An 18,760-nucleotide genomic window follows, 5' to 3' on the forward strand; every position below is an offset into this window, starting at 1 on the left:
CGGCTTTCTGCGTTCGATCCGGTTGGTTCGCTTGTTTTGTGCGTGATCTTCTCCTGGTTCTCACGGTCTGGCGAAGGGGCGATCAGTTGCCTGGGGTGGCAACTTCGTCGAACCCCAGAGAGGTCGAGAGCTGCCGATGGGCATCGATCTGCTTCTGGAGACTGGTGATCTTTTGTTCTGCGGTGCTGATGGCGTCTGCGCCTGCAATGAAGCGGGCTGGCAGTTCGTCCAAATTGGTGAGTGTCAGCAAAGCCTGGGCAAGCTTGGCGGGGTCACCGGATTGCTTGCCATTGTAGGACTTCCAGAACGCCAACTGTTGTGCCCGCCGCTCGGCATAGTCCTCGATCGAGGGGACTGCGTAATTGGTCGACTCCTCTGTCAGAAGCTCCGTGCGGAAGAAGCCTGGATTGACGATCATGGTCTGAATGCCGAATGGCGCGACCTCGGCTTGGACCGACTCCATCCATCCTTCAAGGGCGAACTTGGAAGCGGCATAGGCGCTGCCGAACTCGAAGCCGCCGAAAGCCGCGCTCGACGATATCGAGATGATTTTTCCGGCGCGCTGTTTGCGCATGACAGGAAGGACGGCACGTGTGACGTTCATCGGACCGATGAGGCTCGTCATCAGTTGCATGTCCATCTGGGCGGGTGTCAGTTCCTCGAAATATCCAGCGAAGAAGCTTGCGGCGTTGTTGACCAGCACATCGATGTGACCAAAGCGTTCGACCGCCGACCTCACCGCCTGCTCGGCATCCACGGACTTGTTCACGTCGAGTTTGACGACAAGCAAGTCTGCAGACTGTCCAATGGCTTTGGCCACCTTTTCGGGATCACGACCAGTCGCAACCACCTTGTGACCCGCAGCCAGAGCGGCCTTTGCGAAATCCAACCCCATGCCGCGCCCGGCACCTGTGATCATCCATACGTTGCTCATGTCCACATTCCTTCGTTGTCTGAAGGCAAGATACGCCACGAGCAGAGTGCTGATTAGGCGGTATTATCTGCATGTACTTAGAAAGGGGATTTCTAAATAGACGCTTTTTGACGACAACGCCCGGCAGCGATTCCTCGGCTGCCGGGCGGCGTTCTGATGTGTCTTTCTTGGAGACAGAACCGATCGAATTGTCAAACAGCGCTAATGTGAGTGCCAAACCAATCCAGAACGAGCTGCGGGTTCTGGCCGAAGTAATTGTATCCCTGGAAACGTTGGTCAGTCCCTTCAATCCAGAACAGCTTCTTGTCCTTCGACGAGATCGTGTCGTAGATTTCCTGAACATTGGACGGTTTGGTCAGGAAGTCATCGCGAACCTGGGCGACGAGGGTCGGCACGGTGACCGCCTTGGCATATTCCATCGGCCAGACGTCGGCGAGATGAAAGCCGGTCCGCTTGTGAAACGCGACGTCGAAGCGCTCGAGGCCATTCTCGATCTTCTGGTTCTCCACCGCTGTCTGGACGAAGATGCTCGGCGAGACGGGCTGCAGCGCGATCATCGCCTTGATGTGTTCGAACTCCTCCGGGTGCTTCTGCATGCCGACGATGGTCGCGTTGGCTCCAAGGCAGCGGCTGTAGAGAACCGTTTTCATGTCCTTGGTGTCGGGTCTGGATTTCGCGTAGCGCATCGAGCCGATGACGTCACGATATTCGAGGACGCCGTGGCCGTTGACGCCGCCACTGCCCGTGCCGCTGCGGCCATGATTGCGCATGTCATAGGCGATGATGTTGTAGCCCGCATCATGCAGGACCTTGTATTCCGGCAGGAAGTTAACCTCGAAGCCGCCGAAATTGGTCCACGGCTCAAGATGGCCCGGATATCCGTAGCGATTGCAGGGCATCGGATGATTGCAGATGATCAGGCGATCTGAATCGGCGGGAATAAACCAGCCCTCGATCGTCACGCCGTCCATCGCGGGGAAGAAGATTTCCTCGTAGTCCATGCCATACTCATGCGGCCAGCGCAGAATGGGAGTGCGGGTCGAGTGCGCCATCAGATCGGCCATGCCGTTGATGAATTCTTCTGATTTCGCGTCGGTCATCGTCGTTGTCGCTTTCACGTCTGCGGCCTGCGCACTGGCAGAGGCGGCGGCCATGATGGGAAGAGTGGCGAGTGCCGCGCCGGCTTTCAAAAGCTGCCGGCGGCTGTTCGACGCTGCACCGTCATGTTGAAGGGTAGAGTCAATCTGGTTGCCCATTTCAGGCTCCTTCTTGATGAGAGGTCGATGTTTGAGAGAACTCGAAGCGGCGGCGATGTCATGGCCCGCCTCGTTGCCCCGTCACTGCTTGGGAGGAACAAAGCCTTCGGTGATCACGACTGAACCTTCGGTCGACGCGACACGGAACTTTCGGGCAGCCGTATATTCCGGGGAGTCGTAGAACCGTTGCGCGTCCGCAACGCTCGGGAATTCGGCGATGGCCATGACGGACTGCGGCTTGCCTTCGACTGCTGTCGCATTCAGGTTGAAGACTATGATCTTTCCACCGAACTTCGGAGCAAGCGGGCCTGCTTCTTCCATATATTTCTGGTAGCCCGCCTGATCCTTGATCGTGTAGTTGGCGATCATGTAGCCGGGTGCCTGCAAATCCTGTGCGTGGCCCGTCGAGCCGAAAGCCACGGCCATGGCGATGGCTGTGCTGGAAACGAGTTTCTTCATGTGAGATGTCCTTTTTATCAATCGGCCACGTTTCTCCGTCGGCACGATCCGGCGGATCGTGTCGCTTGAGGAAACAGATGGTGTGATGAGAAACCCGGGTGGCGTCTCCGTCCGGCTTTCATGAAGAGGAATGTAACCGGGATCGGTCCGTAAGATTAGACGGCATAATCTGCATGAAGTCAGAAACACCAGAGATAAATCCGTCTCGCAGTTCGAGCTGCTCCGCAGGAGAACGAATGGCGCTGCGACGGGCAGCATATTGGTCCGCAGCCACTATCCCTTGTAGCGGAGCGCTTCGAGCAGGAGTGCGAAGGCCGGGGTGTGCTGGCGTCTGCTCGGATAGTAGAGGTGATAGCCGGAGAAGGGCTGACACCAGTCCTCCAGCACCCGCACCAGCCGTCCTTCCGTAATGTGGTGGGTAACCTGGCTTTCGAACGTGTAGGCCAACGCCAGCCCGTCGAGGGCGGCCGCTTCCAGCATTTCGCCGTCGTTGAGAATGAGCGGTCCATTGACCCGGACCTCGAGCTCGACACCGTCCCGCTCGAACTCCCATGCAAAGAGGCCGCCGCCCGTGGTCTGGCGATAACTGGCGCAACGATGGTCGCCAAGGTCGCGGGGCGTTTCCGGTACCTTATGTTTGGCGAAGTAGGATGGCGAGCCGACGACAGCCATGCGCAAATCCGGGCTGACCTTGACTGCCACCATGTCTTTCTGGACTTGCTCACCCAAACGGATGCCCGCATCGAAGCGACCCGCAACGATATCGGTCAGTCCTTCCTCCAGACTGATTTCGACGGAGATGTCGGGATATTCCGGGAGGAGCTTCGACAGCACGGGCCAGAGCACGGTTTTCGCCGCATGCCGGAATGTGGTGATGCGGATCGATCCAGCGGGCTTGTCGTGAAGCGCCGTGAGCGCCGCGAGTTCACTGTCGATGTGGTCGAAGGCAGGCCGGAGGCCATTGAGCAACTTTTCTCCGGCGTCGGTCAGCGACAGGCTTCGGGTTGTTCGTGACAGCAATCGGACTTTAAGGCGTTCCTCCAGCATGCGGACGGCGTAGCTCAGTGCCGATTGGGACAGCCCCAGCTTGGCGGCGGCTCGGGTAAAACTACCTTCTTCGGCGACTGCAATAAATACGGCCAGGTCGCTGAAGTCGCCTTTTCTCATTTATCAATCCCATTTCTAACTCCATGTGGATTATAAGGGTCGCGGAGTAAAGTAGCAAATGCTGCAAGGGCAAACCGGGGGTCCGAGGAAACGATGTCGGGGTCTGCCTTTGGCCGCCAGAAGCGGCGATCGACGCAGCCGTTTGAGGAGACGCCGAAGAACCCGATGGCCTGCGCGTCCGGAAAAGCGCCCGGTGGGTCGCCAACTACGCCCGCAATCAATAGTAGGATGAGACGCACACCCGTCGCGGACCGTGGAAGGGCTGGAACGTGTTGTCGTAAGCCCTGTAGGACCGGTAGCGCGCATAGCACCAGCGCGTATGTGTGTTGCCGCCATAATAGACCTGGCGGTAATTGCGCGGCGCGTAGTAGCGCGGACGGTAATAGGTCGGCCCGTAGTAGCCCTGATCGTAGTAGCCCTGATCGTAGTAGCTGGGGCCATAATACCTCGGCTGCGCCAGCAATCCGCCGATAATTGCGCCGGTCGCGAGCCCGCCGAGTGCCCATGCCCAATCGTCGTCACCATTGTGGTGTCCATGCCCGCCGTAGCCCCGATAGCCGCCCCGGTATCCACGGTCGTAGCCGCCGCGGTAACGCCTGTACTGGACCGGCTGCGCCTCTGCGACTTCGATCTTCGGCACGGCAACGGTGGGAAACGCCATGGCCGGCGGGCCGCTCGTCAGCGCCGTCATCAGCGACAGGGCAAAGATTGCTAACCTTTTCATTGGCTTCACCTTTCCTCTGCAGCGCCCTGCGTCGAATACGGCGCGCAAGGACGCTGCAGCCCTTTAAATGCACTGCGTAATTTTACCCTAAAATCGATTTTGACTCGAGAAATTATGCATTAGCAATAATGGACCCATTCGCGGTGTCGCATCGCCTCGCGCGAAAAACGCATTTCGTTGATCGCGAACGCTCGTATTGTGGGTCCTCTTTCCATCCGGTGCGGTCCTTCTGCAGGTGAGGCCGCTTTGGGGGCCTAAAGCGGCCGCCTCTCGTGTGGAGGCCTTTTTGTTGACTGCGTAACTTGGAGAAATCGGTCCTCTGCAGACGGCGCATCGGAAAATGCACAAGAACTTTCTGCTACGCACATGCCGCCAAAAATGTTAATGCAGGTAGGGGGGCAGTTTCGTCGAGGGGACATGCGCCGCCTGCAGCAGGGGGGAGTGCCTCGTGCCAATCGCCACCGTGTCAAGCCGGATGCTCGCCGTCACCGAGGAAATGCGCACGGTGATGGATTTTGCACGAAACGTCCTGGAGGGCGACGGCCTGGGGCCTGATGCCTGCGATTTCATGTTCGGCAATCCGCAGGAAACGCCGTTGCGCGGATTTGTCGATGCATTGATCCGCCACGTCGAGCCACGGGATGTTCACTGGTTCGGTTATAAAAAGTACGAAGCGCTGGCGCGCGAAACCGTGGCCCGTTCGCTCAGCCAGGCGCGAAGCCGGGACTACAAGCCAGACGACATTGCGATCACCGCGGGAGGGTTCGGCGCGATAGCGGCTGCGCTGCTCGCCGTGCTCGAGGTGGGAGAGGAAGTCATCTATCCGCGTCCCGGCTGGTTCGCCTATGGTGCCCAGATTCGCGGCGCGGCAGGGACACCCCTCGCCGTCGACCTAGCACCGGGAACTTATGACCTCGATCTCGAAAGGATCGAGGCAGCGATCACTCCGCGCACCCGCGTGGTGGTGGTCAACACGCCGCACAACCCGACCGGTCGCATCTTTCCCCGCGCTCAACTCGACGCGCTCGCCGACAAGCTCGCGGCCGCGTCCGAAAGATTTGGCAAGGTGATTTATCTCCTTGCCGACGAGCCCTATGCGCGACTGGTGTTTGACGGCCATGCGCATATCAGTCCGGCCGAGAGCTACCCGCACACGCTGATCGCCTATTCCTTCGGCAAGACCTTGCTCACGCCCGGCGAGCGCCTGGGCTGGCTCGCACTCGGGGCGGACATGCCCGAGTCCGATCGCATAAGGCTGCGCGAGGCTGTCGACATGGCGCAGGTTTCGCACGGTTGGGCTTTCGCCGGCCGTACCCTGCAGCGGGCACTGCCTGATCTCGAGAAGCTCAGCATAGATGTCGCAGCCCTCGCGCGCCGCCGCGATCGCATGGTCGAAGGCTTGAGGGCAGCGGGATACGACCTGCCGGTGCCTGAAGGTACTTTCTATCTCATTCCACGCTCCCCAATACCGGACGACACGGCCTTCGCGGCACGTCTCGCAACTGAAGGTGTCTGGGTGCTGCCCGGCAGCGTCGCCCAATTGCCTGGACGACTGCGGATCAGTTTGACTGCAAACGACGGCATGGTGGAGCGCTCTTTGCCCGTCTTTGCGCGAGCGATCCGGGAAGTCGCAGCCTAACTCCTGGCGAGCAGGAGCTCACACAAGGGCTGCTGACGTCGGATCGGACACATTTAATCCGCTTGTGGCGCAATCCGGAAGCGGACCGCCTTCCGCTTGCTGCCCCGAAGTGGACAAGTGGTTGCTCTGTCGTCCCCCCTGGCCGGGCTCGTCCATTCGGATTCTGGATGTCAACCTAGCCCCACCTATCCTATGATTCAGCGGAGTTCGTCGTTGCGACAGGAGCTAGAAAATGTTCTCGGTGGGAAGTCCGAGTGCGAATGAACCCGCGTAATGCGCCTGGGCTCCGGGCTGCATCGGATGTTAGCGCGCGCCCTGTATGTCACGGAAGCAGCGCTCCAATCCGGCTCGACGAGAGCCATGAAAACAGTCAGGCAATCTCCAGCCGTGACGAAGCGCCATCAAGTGCCTGCGGTGTTACCGATCTCCACGCAGTCTCGGATTCTTCGTGGGAAGCATTAAGACGGCGGGCTACGACATCGTGGTTGAGCCACCGCACCGGACCGCAAGGCAAAGAGGATTCACCGAAAATCAACTGCCCGGTCGCCTCCACTACAAGCGCGCTCAGGAGGTCGCTGATCATCACCTTACTGTCACGGTGCATCCGTGTGATTTCGTTGGACGTGCCGATCGTCAGGTCGGCCTGTGCCTGGCTGTTGGGCATCGGCCATGCGGAGAAGTCATAGAAAGGGATCATTACTTCGCTTGCCTGCAGGTCACTGATTCTGCGGATAACGTCATCCACTGTGAAACCGTCCACCAGAAGCTCCTCGCATGCACGCCATTGTTCGGCTGCCCATCGGCCGCCGTTCTCTTTCTTCAGCGCAAGCAGAAGGGGTATTAGAGGTAGCTCAATGCCCGTGAACACGTCGGAAGAGTTGGTCCGGATTTCGGGGCAGTTGTAGACGGCCGCCTTCACGCCCACCGCCCATGCATCCTCGGCGATGCCCTCGAGTCGCATCTTGGCGTAGCCCTGCGTGTAGTTCGTGTAGGTCTGCCAACGATATTCGTTGTCGATCAGGATTCCCGTGCCGTGGTAACCGTACGCCGTATATCTGACCTGGCCGCCCGACGCTTCGACGCGCTCGCGGATCGCCGCGCTGAAGTCGATGAGATGGCGGAAGGTGTTCGCCGAGACCTCGTCGAAATTCTGAAGGATCAGTTTGCCCATGTCGCTGTCAAGCAGGGCCTGTGACGACAAATGGCGGGACCCAGTCCCCTTGTAGATTCTGTTGGCAACGACCAGGAAAACCTTTGCCTTGGGAATGCCCCCGGCCATCGTATGGGCGAAGAAGACGTTGCGGCCGTCGGCGATCATGCCGTCTAGGATGGCCATGACCTGCGACAGCGAGTTCGTGAACCGTGCAGTAGCGACGGCCTTACATCTTTCGATGTATTCCCAGTCAAGCTTGTCATGCTCCCAGCTCTCGAGCGTCATTCCGGCCAGGAGGTCGGTAGGGGTGGAACCCTCCGCGGGGGCGTCGAGATCAAAGCCAGCCATAAGAGGAACGTTGATGATCGTCCCGCCCAGCCGGGCTTCGGCAGCCGCAAGCTCATCGTCGGTAAGAGGCCGCAACGCATTGTTCTCGTCACGCCGTCCGACCGTGATACCCACGATCTGCATTCCGGTTTTCCGGGCTTGGTCGAGGAGGCCAGTCGCGTAGCCGCGTCCGAACAATTCGCCGAACAGAACGAAGACATCGCCTCTCCGAAATACTGTGTTTTCGGCAACGGTCTCTAACGCGATCGGGTTTTTCATACGTTCAGTTCTTCCAATCAGGGTCGTCGGGCATTAGCGCCGACAGTCGTTGATGACTACTTGAACCCAGTCGCCCCGATTGGGAAGTCATTTAAAGTGACCGAGTATATCGAAACGTGAAGCGCCGTAAGGACTTGTCGGCTCCAGTCGGGAGACTGCTTTGACTTTGCCAGCCGCTCAGGAGAACGGTGACTGGTACCCCCCCCTGCGGAACACAGGTGTTGTCAGAGGCGCGATCCTTCCGAAAGACGGATGGTAAAGGGAAGGCGCGTGGTCGCTTCAGAGGGCGGCAAGGCTGGTTCCGGCCCTTTGCGGTCATGACACTTCGCTCGACGGCTTCCGCCCCTCAATTCGAGGGGCGGCTTGCAAGCTCGAACGCAATCAATTTTTCAAGTGCCTTTTGAGTGCGTTTCCCGTGTCTGCTTGTCGTCAACATCATGCCCAACGCGACTGCCGGCATCGGTTCACCAGGGCCATGGGCCTTCCGGCCCAGTGAAGCTTCCCGTCGGGCTCTCCATGTCCAGGGCGGCCAGAACAAGCGGGCGCGCCCCCACCTCGACGCTGTCGGTTCCTTGGAAATCGTTGATGGCGGTTGCGGTGTAGCTTGGACTGACCGCACGGACCTTGATGCCGGTGTTCTCAAGTTCGATCGCAAGTGCCAAGGTCATGGCGTTGAGCGCTGTCTTGGATGCGGGATAGGTCACCCCGAAGTGGGACCGGAATGGAAAGTTCGGGTCGGAATTCAGCGTCAGTGAACCCACACCGCTGGAAACGTTCACGATCCGCCCCGACGATGAAGATCGGATCAATGGTAGCATCGCTTGCGTGACGGCGAGAGCGCCGAAGACGTTGGTCTCGAAGACCGCCCGGATCTCGTCCAGCGGCGCGACACTCGCTGCGCTCGCGCGTATGACTTCCTGACCCGATGCATAGCGGCCTGATTGGATGATCGCAGCGTTGTTGACGAGGAGATCGAGGCGGCCAAATTCGGAAGTGACTCGTTCCGCCGCCTTCGCGATACTGATCGCGTCGGTGACGTCAAGTTCTATGGCGGATGCACCTTCCCCTATCTCCTCGGCCGCCCTCTGCCCGTTGGCCAAATTGCGTGACCCGACCAGAACGATGTATCCGTGATCGGCCAATTCCTTGGCGACCTGCTTTCCAAGTCCTTTGTTCGCCCCGGTCACGAGGGCTACCATCTTGTCTTCCATTACTTCTCTCCACAGTGCTGTCGACCAATGAGATGGCAGCGGGGCCAATCTCTGGCGGGTGGCGGAAGCCGCGTGGTGGCGTTCCATCACAACGCGATATGGACACGAGCTAACTTCGGCGGTAGTACATACAAAAAGGTAAGTGTGAGAAAAATTTGATGAACGATGTTCAAAGCACATGTGGCCTCGACGTCTCGTTGGCGGTCATCGGCGGCAAATGGAAACCGTTGATCTTGTATCATCTCCAATGCGGACCAAAGCGGTTCGCGGAGGTCAGACGTCTGGTAGAGGGCATCAGCGAGAAGGTTCTGATCCAGCAGTTGCGCGAACTCATGGCGGTTGGCGTGCTGATCCGCCATGATCATCAGCGGGTGCCGCCGATGGTAGACTACTCGCTCACGCCTTTCGGCGAGACGCTCGTGCGCGCTTTGATTCCGCTTTGCGAGTGGGGCACGCTGAACCGACAGCACGTAGCAAACGTTTTGCTTACCGCCTAGAAGCCTGGCCGACGTCCCCGAACGACCAAACGGTGTTAGCTGACTAGGCCTTTAATGGGTGACGCATTCCAGAACCGTCGCCGAAAACATAGCGCGTTGGAGGCGGAGTCTCGGGTGGTTTTGCAAGCTGACGCTCGTAGAGCGAAAGCTAGTCATGACCGCCTTTGGCGCAAAGAAGCTATCGGCTTCGGCGCGTCAATGAAGAAGGTTGCCCTCTGCAGGATACGAACAGCGTCGTAACTAAGCCCTCCCAAAAAGTTCTCAAAAACTTCCAAACGGGCTATAGATGCGCCGTATGCAGGGATCGCGCTTTGCCTTTGGTCCGTTCGTGCTTGATTCCGGTGCGGGAACGCTCCTTCGGAACGATAATCCCGTTGCCGTTGGCTTCCGTGGACTGAAGCTGCTTGCGGCGCTCGTCGGACGGCCCGGCGAGATCCTGGGCAAGGCCGAGTTGATGGACGCGGCGTGGCCGGGCACAGCCGTCGAGGAAGGCAACCTCACCGTCCAGATTGCGCTGCTGCGTAAGCTGCTTGGTCCGGTCGCCAACGGCGGTGAATGGATCACCACGGTTCCGCGCGTCGGCTACCGCTTCACGGGGGCCATCGAACAGCTCGGTGGCGCGAAGCGAAAACCTTTGCCGCTGCCCACCAAACCATCGATAGCCGTGCTGCCTTTCGTTAATGTCAGCAACGATCCCGAGCAGGAATCCTTCGCGGATGGGTTGACCGAAGACCTGATCACCGAATTGTCCAGGACCTCCGGCCTGTTCGTCATCGCGCGCAACTCGGCCTTTGCCTACAAAGGAAAGGCGATGGACGTGCGCGCGATCGCTGAGGACCTTGGCGTGCGCTACCTGCTGGAGGGTAGTGCAAGACGCGCCGCGGGGCGCGTGCGCATCAACGCCCAGCTGGTCGACGCGGCGAGTGGCGATCACCTATGGGCGGAACGCTTCGATCGCAGCCTGGACGATATCTTTGCCGTTCAGGATGAAGTGACGGCCAAGATCGTGGAGGCGTTGCTCGGCCGGCTACACGCATCGCCGCCGCGCAATCGACCCAAAAATCTCGAGGCTTACGATCTCTGCGTGCGGGCGCGCAAGCTGATGGATGACACGCCGCAGGCGGCGCGGGAAGCGCATCTGATGCTCACGCGCGCGGTTTTGCTCGATCCGGGATACGCCGAGGCCTATCGCTGGCTCGCCATGAACCACTGGATGGGATGGGTGCATTCGGGCGGACCGACTGATTCTTCCCGCAGCGTTGCCTTGGAACTGGCGCGAAAAGCTGTGGCGATCGATCCCAACGATGCCGGCTGTCGCTGGATACTGGCATACCTGCTCGCCTATGAGCGCAGCTTCGCCGAGGCGGATGCGGAATTCGCCAGGGCGATCGAGCTCGACCCGAACGAGGCCGACACCTTTGCGGCATTATCCGACATCACGGTCCTGGCCGGGCGGGTCGAGGAGGGCCTTGAGCACATCGCCAAGGCGTTCCGGCTGAATCCGTTTCCGGCAAGCTGGTACTATCTGACGCTCGGTCAGGCGCAATATGCGGCCGGCGAATACGAAGCCGCTGTCGAGACACTGCGCAGGGACGAGACTTATCGCACAAGCTCACGCCGTTTCCTGGCGGCAAGCCTTGCCCAACTGGACCGGCTCGACGAGGCGCATGCAGAGGTCGAACTGTTCCTCGTCGGCAATCCGCATTTCACAACCCGCCACTGGGCCACGACGGAGCCATTCCGCGATGCTGCGACGCTTGAGCATTTCGTTGATGGCTACCGCAAGGCCGGGCTTCCGGAGTGACGCGCCGACGTGATCTCCCAAACGGCCATTCGATCCGAAAGCTGCCGGTCGCCCGACCGGGCGGGAACGCGTCGTTCTTCCGTAGCAGGCGATAGTGATCATCGCTTCCAGGCGGACTGAGCCTATCAGAACCGCTGCGGGGCAGCCGGCTTGTTTCCAACGATCGCGTCGATACGGGCCAACACGTCGGGGGTCAGCTTGTCTTTGTGGGCCAGCGCCGCCAGGTTGTCCTCCAGTTGGCTCATGCGCGACGCACCGAGGATTACCGTCGACACATTGCGGTTGGAAAGGCACCAGAGCAGAGCGAGATGGGTGATCGAAATGCCGATCTCTTCTGCGAGATCAGCCAATTCCGCCACCTGGGCGAGTTGAGCACGGCCAACGTCGCTAGACCATTTCTCCTTCAGCCATTCGTAACCGGGCAAGTTCATGCGGCTATCGTTGGGCATTCCCTTGTTGTACTTGCCGGTCAGAACGCCTGATGCAAGCGGGGACCAAATCGTGGTGCCCAAGCCCATTAGATCGTAAAGTGGCAGGTAATCGCCTTCAACCTTCTGGCGTTCAAAAAGGTTGTACTGCGGCTGTTCCATCGTCGGAGGCGTGATGCGCAGATCACGAGCCACGGCATAGGCTTCGGTCAATTGCTGGGCCGACCATTCCGACGTGCCCCAATAGAGGATTTTGCCTTGGGTGATGAGGTCGTGCATAGCACGAACCGTTTCCTCGATCGGGGTATCGATGTCAGGTCGGTGGCAAAAATAGAGATCAAGATAATCCACCTGCAGGCGTTTTAGCGCAGCGTGAGCAGCATCGGTAACGTGCTTGCGCGACAGGCCCTTTTGTGTCGGTTTCTGACCACCCCAAAACACCTTGCTGGAAACGATGAAGCTGTCTCGGCTCCAGCCGAGAGTCATCAGAGCTTCGCCCATAACGACTTCGGATTTTCCGCCCTCATAGCCCTCGGCATTGTCAAAGAAATTGATGCCATTGTCATAGGCATGCGCCATCAAACTTACGGCATCGCTGCCTTCGACCTGTCTGCCGAAGGTAACCCATGACCCGAACGAGAACTCGCTGACCTTCAGGCCCGATTTTCCAAGACGACGATATTCCATGATGCATTTCCTAAGGGACAACGGATGTGGCAACATAGGCTCATAGCGGCAGCGAAGACAATCACCTTCCTGCCCGGCTCATCGAGCACAGAAACGCCAGATTTGCGCGCTGCCCTGCTCGTCAGCTGTCTGCACGAGCTGTTGTTACGCCACAGGCCGCCTCGACAACAATGCCCGACCTGAGAGATAGGTGACGTACCGGAGACATGGGTAACACTTTTCGCTTTGGCGGGAGGTGTTGATGCCGTGGAGAGCGACCTCGGTGATAGAGGAACGCCTGCGTTTTGCTGCCCGTCTTCTGGAAGGCGAAGGCAGGAGCGAGGTGTGCCGCGAGTTCGGCATCTCGCGCGAGACCGGCTGCAAGTTCTTCTGCCGTTGGACTCTCGCCAAATATTTCCGGGAACCTTTCCAACGATGCTGCATCCAATGTCCGTCGTTGAATACAGGCGTCACCTGTTTCGGCGGGACCAGCGATAATTGGACATCAGGGAGTTAAATCATGTTGAAGCACATCCTGGCAGCGACCTTCATGGCTGCATCATTGGGCGCCGGTGCGATGGCTGACGACACCAAGCCGACCGATCCGCAGATCGCCCATATTGCCTACACGGCGGGACAGATCGATGTCACCGCCGCGGAGCAGGCACTGAGGAAGAGCAAGAACGCCGATGTCATCGCATTCGCGAAAGTCATGGAACGCGACCACAAGGCGGTCAATGAACAGGCGTTGGCTCTGGTCAAGAAGCTGAACGTCACGCCAGAAGACAACGCTATCAGCCAGTCCTTGTCGTCCCAAGCGATAAAGGAATTGGCAACGCTCGACGCGCTCGATGGTACCGCCTTCGACCAGGCCTATGTCGAAAACGAGGTGGCCTACCACAAGGCGGTCAATGGTGCGCTCGCAGACACCCTGATCCCGTCTGCGCAAAATGTCGAACTCAAGGCGTTGCTGGAAACCGGCCTGACGTTGTTCAAGCAACACCAGATGCATGCCGAGCATCTGGCCGCGATGATCAAATAGGCGCAACGATGGGCTTGGCATTCAGAACAGTCTTGCTCACCGTTGCGGTCGCGGCATCCTTCTCCATGGCATCACCTGCTGCAGTGGCGGCAGAATATCGGATCACCATCGCCAAGATGAAGTTCGGTGCGCCAGCGGAAACGCTTCACGTGGGCGACGTGATCGTTTGGCGAAACGATGATATCTTCCGTCACACGGCCACGGCGCGCGACAAGAGCTTCGACGTCGATCTTCCGCCGAAGTCCGAGAAACGAATGACGGCCAGGCATAGCGGAGCTGTCAACTTCTACTGCCGTTTCCATCCTGCGATGGTGGGAGTTCTGGACGTCCGGCCATAGGGCTGGGCATTGCCCGGCAACAGACGAAAAACGGAGAAATCATGGTTACTCCACTGGTCCCAGCCGAACGGCAAAATCTCGAAACGTTTGCGCTCGCCGAAACGCAGCTCGTCGACCTCGCACGAGAGGGGAACGAGCGTGCGATCCGCATGATCATCCAACGGTACAATCAACGCCTGTTCCGGACAGCACGGGCCATCATTCGCAACGATGCCGAGGCGGAAGATATCGTGCAGGCGACCTATGTCCAGGCCTTCACACATCTGGCTTCATTTCGCCGCGAGGCGCAGCTGTCCACCTGGCTGACGAGAATAACCCTCAACGAAGCGCTCGGGCGCATACGCCGGCAACGGAAGACCACCGGGCTCGAGGATATCGACATGCAGATGAACAGCCATGGAGGCCAGGTGTTGCAGTTTCCAATGTCGCCCGCTGTGTCCGATCCAGAAACAGAACTTTCACGCAGTCAGACTCGCACTTTGCTCGAGCATGCGGTCGATGGGCTGCCAGTCGATTTTCGCGCTGTCTTCGTGCTCCGCGACGTGGAAGGCATGAGCACTGAGGAAACTGCGACACATCTCGATATCCGGATTGAGACGGTCAAGACCCGTCTGCACAGGGCGCGAAAGCTGATGCGCGTGGCGATAGAAAAGCAGCTTGCAGGAGCGTTCTCGGCCCTGTTCCCCTTCTATGGCTCCCGCTGCTCATCCATGGCCGATCGGGTGATCGTGGCGCTGCAGTCCCGCACGAAGGCTTGAGATCGATGCGATGCTACCCTGATGTGTAAGCTGCATGGCAGGCATGCATCGAGGATGCTTGTATTCCGCAAGCGCATTCACCAAATCATACTCAGTTGATGCACATGGTGGCTTTTTCCTCCCAGTGCCACCGCGTCAGCTGTTCCCCTCTGGAGGTACAATTACCTTCACACTTATCAAGGGCCCGAGTTTTCTCGCGGCCCTTTTTTTTGCCGAAAGACTCTGCCCGCCGACTTTCAGCCAGATATTCGCTGTGTCTTCATCCGACTGAAATAAACCGAGGGCGAGCGACCAGTCGGGCCGTTCGCGTCATCCTCACACAATGGCTTGTTTCTAGTAGCTGCTGAATAAGGTTGTTGACGGCTGCGCGCCTTCGCGACTTTCGGACATGGCTTGCCCCCTTCGAAATGGCGCTGTGGCGTTTCTGGCTTGTTAAATTTCGTGTGATCGCGTCGGAGTCGAAGTTGCCGTCCCTCCGCATAAAAGGATTCCTCCCGTCAGCATTCCCCGGCTAGCCACGATACTCGCCCGCGTGTTGAACCCTGAAGGCCGACCCAGGCGATGTGAGTGTCAGCTTTCTCCCGTGGGGCTGAGGGCCATCGAAGCGCTGGGTCTGGGTTCGGGCGACATTGTTCTCGATGCAGGGTGCAAAGCGCTGTTGCGGGACCACCTTTCGGGCCTGAGCTCAAGCCAAGACGCCGGCATCGATCAAACGCGATCTAGGAACTCAAGCACTCGGATGGTGAGTAGCGCGGTTGCATCCGCGTCATACGACGGGAGCGAGCTGTCGGCGAAGTAGTGCTGATCGCCGGGGTACAGGAAAAGCTCCGCTTCCTCGACCTTCTCCACGATCTCGCGGGCGGCGGCGATGTCGCCCTCGCCGACGAAGATCGGGTCGTTGTCCATACCGTGAATCTGGACCGCTACGCCGTCCGGCCAGGGTCCAAAGGCCCACTCGCCACTGATCGGCAGGCAAGAGTAGAAGAGCAGAGCTCCCCGGGCTCCGGGCCGTGTCTGTGCCAGCTTCTGCGCCGGCAGCACACCGAACGAGAACCCGGCGTAGACGAGCTCGGGAGGCAGTTTGTCGGCGCAGCGGACGCCGCGCTCCCGCATGTCGTCGAATCCGATCTCACCGATATGGGCGAGACCCTCATCGATGCTCTGGAACGTGCGTCCGTCGAACAGGTCCGGAGTGTGCACGATGTGACCGGTGGCCCGCAAGTCGTCGGCGAACGCGCACACACCCGGGGTCAGCCCCTGTGCGTGGTGGAACAACAAGACCTCGGCCATACGGAGCCTCCGGGTGTGGGATGGTCTGGCGCACGTTCGGCCACTCTAGCGAGTCATCGCCTCGCCGGGAAGAGTGCGGACACGTTACAAGAAGTAACGTCGGCGACCCGGTGACGGTCGTCTTTGAAGAAATCGGTTACGCGAAAAAGGGCACCTGAGACTAATCCTGGAATAAAGCCTCGCTCATATAATCAATGAAGACTCGAAGCTTTGGCGAGATGTGTTGGCTTGACGGCCACACGATCCAGAAATCCCCACGCCTGGCCGTGAAGTCGTCCAACACACTTGTGAGCAATCCACGATCGATAGCGTCGTGAGCAAGAAACTCGGGCATATAGGCAAGGCCCAGACCTCTTACAGCGGCTGCGAGGACTGCCTCCATGTTGTTACTTGTGATCGTTGTTTTGAGCCGAGGCGTCGGACGATCTGGGAGGTCAAGGGACCAGTCCTGCAGTTTTCCTGTTCGAGGATATCTAAATCGGAGGCAGGAATGGTTGCTGAGATCTTCGGGCTCCCGCGGCACGCCATGTCTCTCGAGATATTCGGGCGATGCGCAAATGACGAAGCGATATGGTCCCGCCCGTCGCGTCATGAAGCGTGAACCGGACAAATCGCCGCCTCGTATTGCAACGTCTTTGCCTTTGTCGATCAAATCGACCACTTGGTCACTGAAGTCCAGATCCAGTTCCAACTGTGGGTATTTCTGAAGGAATGCCGGGAGAACCGGCAACAAAAAGCGATACCCAATTGTGGGTAGCGTCACCAACAGCTTGCCCCTCGGCGAATCGAGCGTGTTGAGCATCTCGGCTCTGGCGTCTTGAAGATCGTCCATGATCCGCCTGCACCGTTCGTAGAAGATATTTCCTTCTTCGGTGAGGTGACCCGGCGGGTCGTTCGCTGAAGCAGCCGAACCCCTCCTCGCAGGATTTCTCATAGAATATCTGGGTTGGCGATCCGTGTTTCTGTCGAGCGCCATAGTGGGTGTCGTGTCACTCGTCTTCGGAACCCCTCATATGCCGGAATCCAAGGACCCAAATGCAGCTGGCTTGGATTGGCCCGGTGCGGCTTCCTTCATCGCTACGCTGGCATTTTTTACATTCGCTGCAATTCAGGCCCCGGCAAGTGGCTGGCGGTTGTGCTCGGTTCACTCCTTGCGTCGGCTGTGGGAGCGGTCGCATTCGTTACGATCGAGCTGACCGTAAAAAGACCGATGCTGGATCTTTCACTTTTCCGGTTTCCAAAATTTGTGGGCGTCCAGGCTTTACCCATCGCGACCTGTTATTGCTATGTCGTGCTGCTCGTTCTGTTGCCGCTCCGACTGATCGGTATCGAAGATTTAACGGAACTCCATGCGGGCATCGTAATGATTTCATTGTCTGCGCCGATGCTCGTGGTTCCATTCGCGGCGGCGTCCCTGGTGCGCTGGATCAGCGCCGGCATAATCTCCGCGGTCGGGCTGGTGATCGCCGCCGGCGGCCTTTTGTGGCTTTCGAATGCAGCTCCAGGTGCGGACGTTTGGTCGTTTGCGTGGCCTATGATGGTCATCGGGCTCGGTGCCAGCATGCCCTGGGGGCTCATGGACGGCCTGTCGGTGAGTGTCGTACCAAAGGAGAGAGCTGGCATGGCGACGGGCATTTTCAGCACCACGCGCGTTGCCGGCGAGGGGGTGGCGCTTGCCATCACCAGCGCGGTTCTGGCGGCGTTTATAAACACGGAACTTCGGCAAGCCGCCAATGGAAGCGGTCAGGGTTTGCCAGGAATTCAGATGTCTTCTCAGCATTTGGCCCTCGGAGATATCAACGCTGCGCTTGCTGATATCCCGGTGATCGACCATGCGACGATGGCGCATGTTGATGGCAACGCTTTTCAGAATGTCTTATACATTCTGGCGTCAATAACCGTCGCCTCTGCGGCGATCGTTTTTGCGCTGCTTAGGAATCCTAAAAGTGAAGTTGGCCGGGACGAAGATGGTCGTATGGCTTCACTTGAGCCTGCTGAATGACAATCAGGAAGTGCAATCAGGAGCACGACATGAACCGGCAGCTCTGTGAACGACGAGAATTTCTGCTCATGGGACTGGTCCTTTCGGCTGTTGCTCCCTCGCTGCTGTTCGCCGATGAAGCCCTCGGAGCCGCGAGTCCGACGCCGGCTTGCGGATCTCATGGTGGCGCGACGGCGTCCCAATCGGCAGGGCCATATTACCGGCTGGACTCCCCATTCAAGGACGATTTTACGAGCGATGTATCTTCCGGAGACCAGATCACCGTCAGAGGATACGTATTGGACAGTGGCTGCCGGCCTATTTTCGGGGCATTGCTGGATTTTTGGCAAGCCGACCAATCCGGCAGTTACGACAATGTTGGGTATCGGTTGCGCGGCCATCAATTCACGGATGATCAGGGTCGCTATGTTTTGAGGACAATCGTCCCGGGTCACTATCCTGGACGGACTCGACATATCCACGTTCGAGTGCAGCGGCCGAACGGGAGGCCACTCACGACGCAGCTCTACTTTCCCAGCCAATCGCGGAATGCTTCAGATGCGCTCTATCGTCCAGAGCTTCTTTTGAAAATCGACGGCGACGGAAACGTTGGCCGTTTTGATTTTGTTCTCCGTTGATGTGTCTCGGCGTGGAGCTGTCCTCGCTAGAACAACAACTCGCCCATGAAGAGCTTTCTAAGCGCGGCGGCGACATTGGCGACCAGCGCTTCCTTTTTCGGGCCATGTTCCGGGTAGCGGGTCATGTTGTCGCCATTGTGCATGAAGACGTATCCCTCGTCAGGTTAGG

The 18,760-nt window shown here is 58.7% G+C and carries 18 protein-coding genes and 2 pseudogenes; 9 read left to right on the plus strand and 11 right to left on the minus strand.

Annotated elements, in window-relative coordinates; all coding sequences use genetic code 11:
- Nucleotides 1–82 precede the first annotated feature (82 nt).
- From WI754_RS27675 to WI754_RS27695, 5 genes are all read right to left on the minus strand, one after another.
- A complete protein-coding gene (locus WI754_RS27675; protein WP_341487175.1) occupies nucleotides 83–934 on the minus strand; it encodes an SDR family oxidoreductase in 852 nt (283 codons plus the stop codon).
- 191 nt (nucleotides 935–1,125) lie between these two features.
- On the minus strand, nucleotides 1,126–2,190 hold the full coding sequence (locus WI754_RS27680; protein WP_341487176.1) for an alpha/beta hydrolase: 1,065 nt from the start codon (nucleotides 2,188–2,190) through the stop codon (nucleotides 1,126–1,128).
- An 81-nt stretch (nucleotides 2,191–2,271) separates the two neighbouring features.
- Nucleotides 2,272–2,649, minus strand: coding sequence for a DUF1330 domain-containing protein (locus WI754_RS27685; RefSeq protein ID WP_341487177.1), 378 nt, complete (start codon nucleotides 2,647–2,649; stop codon nucleotides 2,272–2,274).
- A gap of 273 nt (nucleotides 2,650–2,922) precedes the next feature.
- Nucleotides 2,923–3,816, minus strand: coding sequence for a LysR family transcriptional regulator (locus WI754_RS27690; RefSeq protein ID WP_341487178.1), 894 nt, complete (start codon nucleotides 3,814–3,816; stop codon nucleotides 2,923–2,925).
- Nucleotides 3,817–4,033: 217 nt separating this feature from the next.
- A complete protein-coding gene (locus WI754_RS27695) occupies nucleotides 4,034–4,540 on the minus strand; it encodes a BA14K family protein (RefSeq protein ID WP_341487179.1) in 507 nt (168 codons plus the stop codon).
- A gap of 448 nt (nucleotides 4,541–4,988) precedes the next feature.
- Here WI754_RS27695 and WI754_RS27700 point away from each other — a divergent pair, with 448 nt between their 5' ends.
- Complete coding sequence (locus WI754_RS27700) at nucleotides 4,989–6,179, plus strand: aminotransferase class I/II-fold pyridoxal phosphate-dependent enzyme (RefSeq protein WP_341487180.1); 1,191 nt, start codon at nucleotides 4,989–4,991, stop codon at nucleotides 6,177–6,179.
- Nucleotides 6,180–6,404: 225 nt separating this feature from the next.
- On the opposite strand, the pseudogene WI754_RS27705 reads toward WI754_RS27700, so the two are convergent.
- From WI754_RS27705 to WI754_RS27715, 3 genes and pseudogenes are all read right to left on the minus strand, one after another.
- Nucleotides 6,405–6,524: pseudogene (locus WI754_RS27705) on the minus strand (acyl-CoA dehydrogenase); the annotation flags it as partial.
- Between the two features lie 25 nt (nucleotides 6,525–6,549).
- Entirely contained in the window at nucleotides 6,550–7,938 is a 1,389-nt protein-coding gene (locus WI754_RS27710) for a hypothetical protein (RefSeq protein ID WP_341487181.1), read from the minus strand.
- Nucleotides 7,939–8,402: 464 nt separating this feature from the next.
- Entirely contained in the window at nucleotides 8,403–9,149 is a 747-nt protein-coding gene (locus WI754_RS27715; RefSeq protein ID WP_341487182.1) for an SDR family NAD(P)-dependent oxidoreductase, read from the minus strand.
- A gap of 158 nt (nucleotides 9,150–9,307) precedes the next feature.
- Between WI754_RS27715 and WI754_RS27720 the strand changes: the two genes are divergently transcribed.
- Together WI754_RS27720 and WI754_RS27725 are read left to right on the plus strand one after the other, a co-directional pair.
- The gene (locus WI754_RS27720) at nucleotides 9,308–9,646 is read left to right on the plus strand and encodes a helix-turn-helix domain-containing protein (protein ID WP_341487183.1); all 339 of its coding nucleotides are present in this window, start codon (nucleotides 9,308–9,310) and stop codon (nucleotides 9,644–9,646) included.
- A 295-nt stretch (nucleotides 9,647–9,941) separates the two neighbouring features.
- Entirely contained in the window at nucleotides 9,942–11,450 is a 1,509-nt protein-coding gene (locus WI754_RS27725; RefSeq protein WP_341488026.1) for a winged helix-turn-helix domain-containing tetratricopeptide repeat protein, read from the plus strand.
- A 125-nt stretch (nucleotides 11,451–11,575) separates the two neighbouring features.
- On the opposite strand, the gene WI754_RS27730 is transcribed toward WI754_RS27725, so the two are convergent.
- Nucleotides 11,576–12,565, minus strand: a complete 990-nt coding sequence (locus tag WI754_RS27730; protein ID WP_341487184.1) for an aldo/keto reductase — start codon at nucleotides 12,563–12,565, stop codon at nucleotides 11,576–11,578.
- A gap of 241 nt (nucleotides 12,566–12,806) precedes the next feature.
- On the opposite strand from WI754_RS27730, the pseudogene WI754_RS27735 reads away from it, so the two are divergent.
- From WI754_RS27735 to WI754_RS27750, 4 genes and pseudogenes are all read left to right on the plus strand, one after another.
- Nucleotides 12,807–12,944, plus strand: a pseudogene (locus tag WI754_RS27735) (helix-turn-helix domain-containing protein); the annotation flags it as partial.
- Between the two features lie 120 nt (nucleotides 12,945–13,064).
- Nucleotides 13,065–13,586, plus strand: a complete 522-nt coding sequence (locus WI754_RS27740; RefSeq protein ID WP_341487185.1) for a DUF4142 domain-containing protein — start codon at nucleotides 13,065–13,067, stop codon at nucleotides 13,584–13,586.
- Nucleotides 13,587–13,594: 8 nt separating this feature from the next.
- Nucleotides 13,595–13,924 carry an amicyanin gene (locus WI754_RS27745; RefSeq protein WP_341487186.1) on the plus strand — a complete coding sequence of 110 codons (330 nt, stop codon included), beginning with the start codon at nucleotides 13,595–13,597 and terminating at the stop codon, nucleotides 13,922–13,924.
- 41 nt (nucleotides 13,925–13,965) lie between these two features.
- Nucleotides 13,966–14,682, plus strand: coding sequence for an RNA polymerase sigma factor (locus WI754_RS27750; RefSeq protein WP_341487187.1), 717 nt, complete (start codon nucleotides 13,966–13,968; stop codon nucleotides 14,680–14,682).
- Nucleotides 14,683–15,390: 708 nt separating this feature from the next.
- Here the strand turns inward: WI754_RS27750 and WI754_RS27755 are convergent.
- Together WI754_RS27755 and WI754_RS27760 are read right to left on the minus strand one after the other, a co-directional pair.
- Nucleotides 15,391–15,972, minus strand: a complete 582-nt coding sequence (locus WI754_RS27755; protein ID WP_341487188.1) for a dienelactone hydrolase family protein — start codon at nucleotides 15,970–15,972, stop codon at nucleotides 15,391–15,393.
- Between the two features lie 160 nt (nucleotides 15,973–16,132).
- The gene (locus WI754_RS27760; protein WP_341487189.1) at nucleotides 16,133–16,804 is read right to left on the minus strand and encodes a LysR substrate-binding domain-containing protein; all 672 of its coding nucleotides are present in this window, start codon (nucleotides 16,802–16,804) and stop codon (nucleotides 16,133–16,135) included.
- Nucleotides 16,805–17,182: 378 nt separating this feature from the next.
- Here WI754_RS27760 and WI754_RS27765 point away from each other — a divergent pair, with 378 nt between their 5' ends.
- Both WI754_RS27765 and WI754_RS27770 read left to right on the plus strand, forming a co-directional pair.
- Nucleotides 17,183–17,974, plus strand: coding sequence for an MFS transporter (locus WI754_RS27765; protein ID WP_349438023.1), 792 nt, complete (start codon nucleotides 17,183–17,185; stop codon nucleotides 17,972–17,974).
- 29 nt (nucleotides 17,975–18,003) lie between these two features.
- Nucleotides 18,004–18,591, plus strand: coding sequence for an intradiol ring-cleavage dioxygenase (locus WI754_RS27770; RefSeq protein WP_341487191.1), 588 nt, complete (start codon nucleotides 18,004–18,006; stop codon nucleotides 18,589–18,591).
- Nucleotides 18,592–18,760 lie beyond the last annotated feature (169 nt).

This window comes from Pararhizobium sp. A13 (assembly GCF_040126305.1).
GTDB lineage: Bacteria > Pseudomonadota > Alphaproteobacteria > Rhizobiales > Rhizobiaceae > Pararhizobium.

What these genes read in the sequence shown, in the direction of transcription:
- WI754_RS27690 (WP_341487178.1), bottom strand. Translation starts at nt 3,816, where the DNA reads ATGAGAAAAGGCGACTTCAGCGACCTGGCCGTATTTATTGCAGTCGCC.
- WI754_RS27745 (WP_341487186.1), top strand. Translation starts at nt 13,595, where the DNA reads ATGGGCTTGGCATTCAGAACAGTCTTGCTCACCGTTGCGGTCGCGGCA.
- WI754_RS27680 (WP_341487176.1), bottom strand. Translation starts at nt 2,190, where the DNA reads ATGGGCAACCAGATTGACTCTACCCTTCAACATGACGGTGCAGCGTCG.
- WI754_RS27675 (WP_341487175.1), bottom strand. Translation starts at nt 934, where the DNA reads ATGAGCAACGTATGGATGATCACAGGTGCCGGGCGCGGCATGGGGTTG.
- WI754_RS27710 (WP_341487181.1), bottom strand. Translation starts at nt 7,938, where the DNA reads ATGAAAAACCCGATCGCGTTAGAGACCGTTGCCGAAAACACAGTATTT.
- WI754_RS27740 (WP_341487185.1), top strand. Translation starts at nt 13,065, where the DNA reads ATGTTGAAGCACATCCTGGCAGCGACCTTCATGGCTGCATCATTGGGC.
- WI754_RS27760 (WP_341487189.1), bottom strand. Translation starts at nt 16,804, where the DNA reads ATGGACGATCTTCAAGACGCCAGAGCCGAGATGCTCAACACGCTCGAT.
- WI754_RS27715 (WP_341487182.1), bottom strand. Translation starts at nt 9,149, where the DNA reads ATGGAAGACAAGATGGTAGCCCTCGTGACCGGGGCGAACAAAGGACTT.
- WI754_RS27770 (WP_341487191.1), top strand. Translation starts at nt 18,004, where the DNA reads ATGAACCGGCAGCTCTGTGAACGACGAGAATTTCTGCTCATGGGACTG.
- WI754_RS27750 (WP_341487187.1), top strand. Translation starts at nt 13,966, where the DNA reads ATGGTTACTCCACTGGTCCCAGCCGAACGGCAAAATCTCGAAACGTTT.
- WI754_RS27725 (WP_341488026.1), top strand. Translation starts at nt 9,942, where the DNA reads ATGCAGGGATCGCGCTTTGCCTTTGGTCCGTTCGTGCTTGATTCCGGT.
- WI754_RS27720 (WP_341487183.1), top strand. Translation starts at nt 9,308, where the DNA reads ATGAACGATGTTCAAAGCACATGTGGCCTCGACGTCTCGTTGGCGGTC.
- WI754_RS27685 (WP_341487177.1), bottom strand. Translation starts at nt 2,649, where the DNA reads ATGAAGAAACTCGTTTCCAGCACAGCCATCGCCATGGCCGTGGCTTTC.
- WI754_RS27730 (WP_341487184.1), bottom strand. Translation starts at nt 12,565, where the DNA reads ATGGAATATCGTCGTCTTGGAAAATCGGGCCTGAAGGTCAGCGAGTTC.
- WI754_RS27755 (WP_341487188.1), bottom strand. Translation starts at nt 15,972, where the DNA reads ATGGCCGAGGTCTTGTTGTTCCACCACGCACAGGGGCTGACCCCGGGT.
- WI754_RS27765 (WP_349438023.1), top strand. Translation starts at nt 17,183, where the DNA reads ATGCTGGATCTTTCACTTTTCCGGTTTCCAAAATTTGTGGGCGTCCAG.
- WI754_RS27695 (WP_341487179.1), bottom strand. Translation starts at nt 4,540, where the DNA reads ATGAAAAGGTTAGCAATCTTTGCCCTGTCGCTGATGACGGCGCTGACG.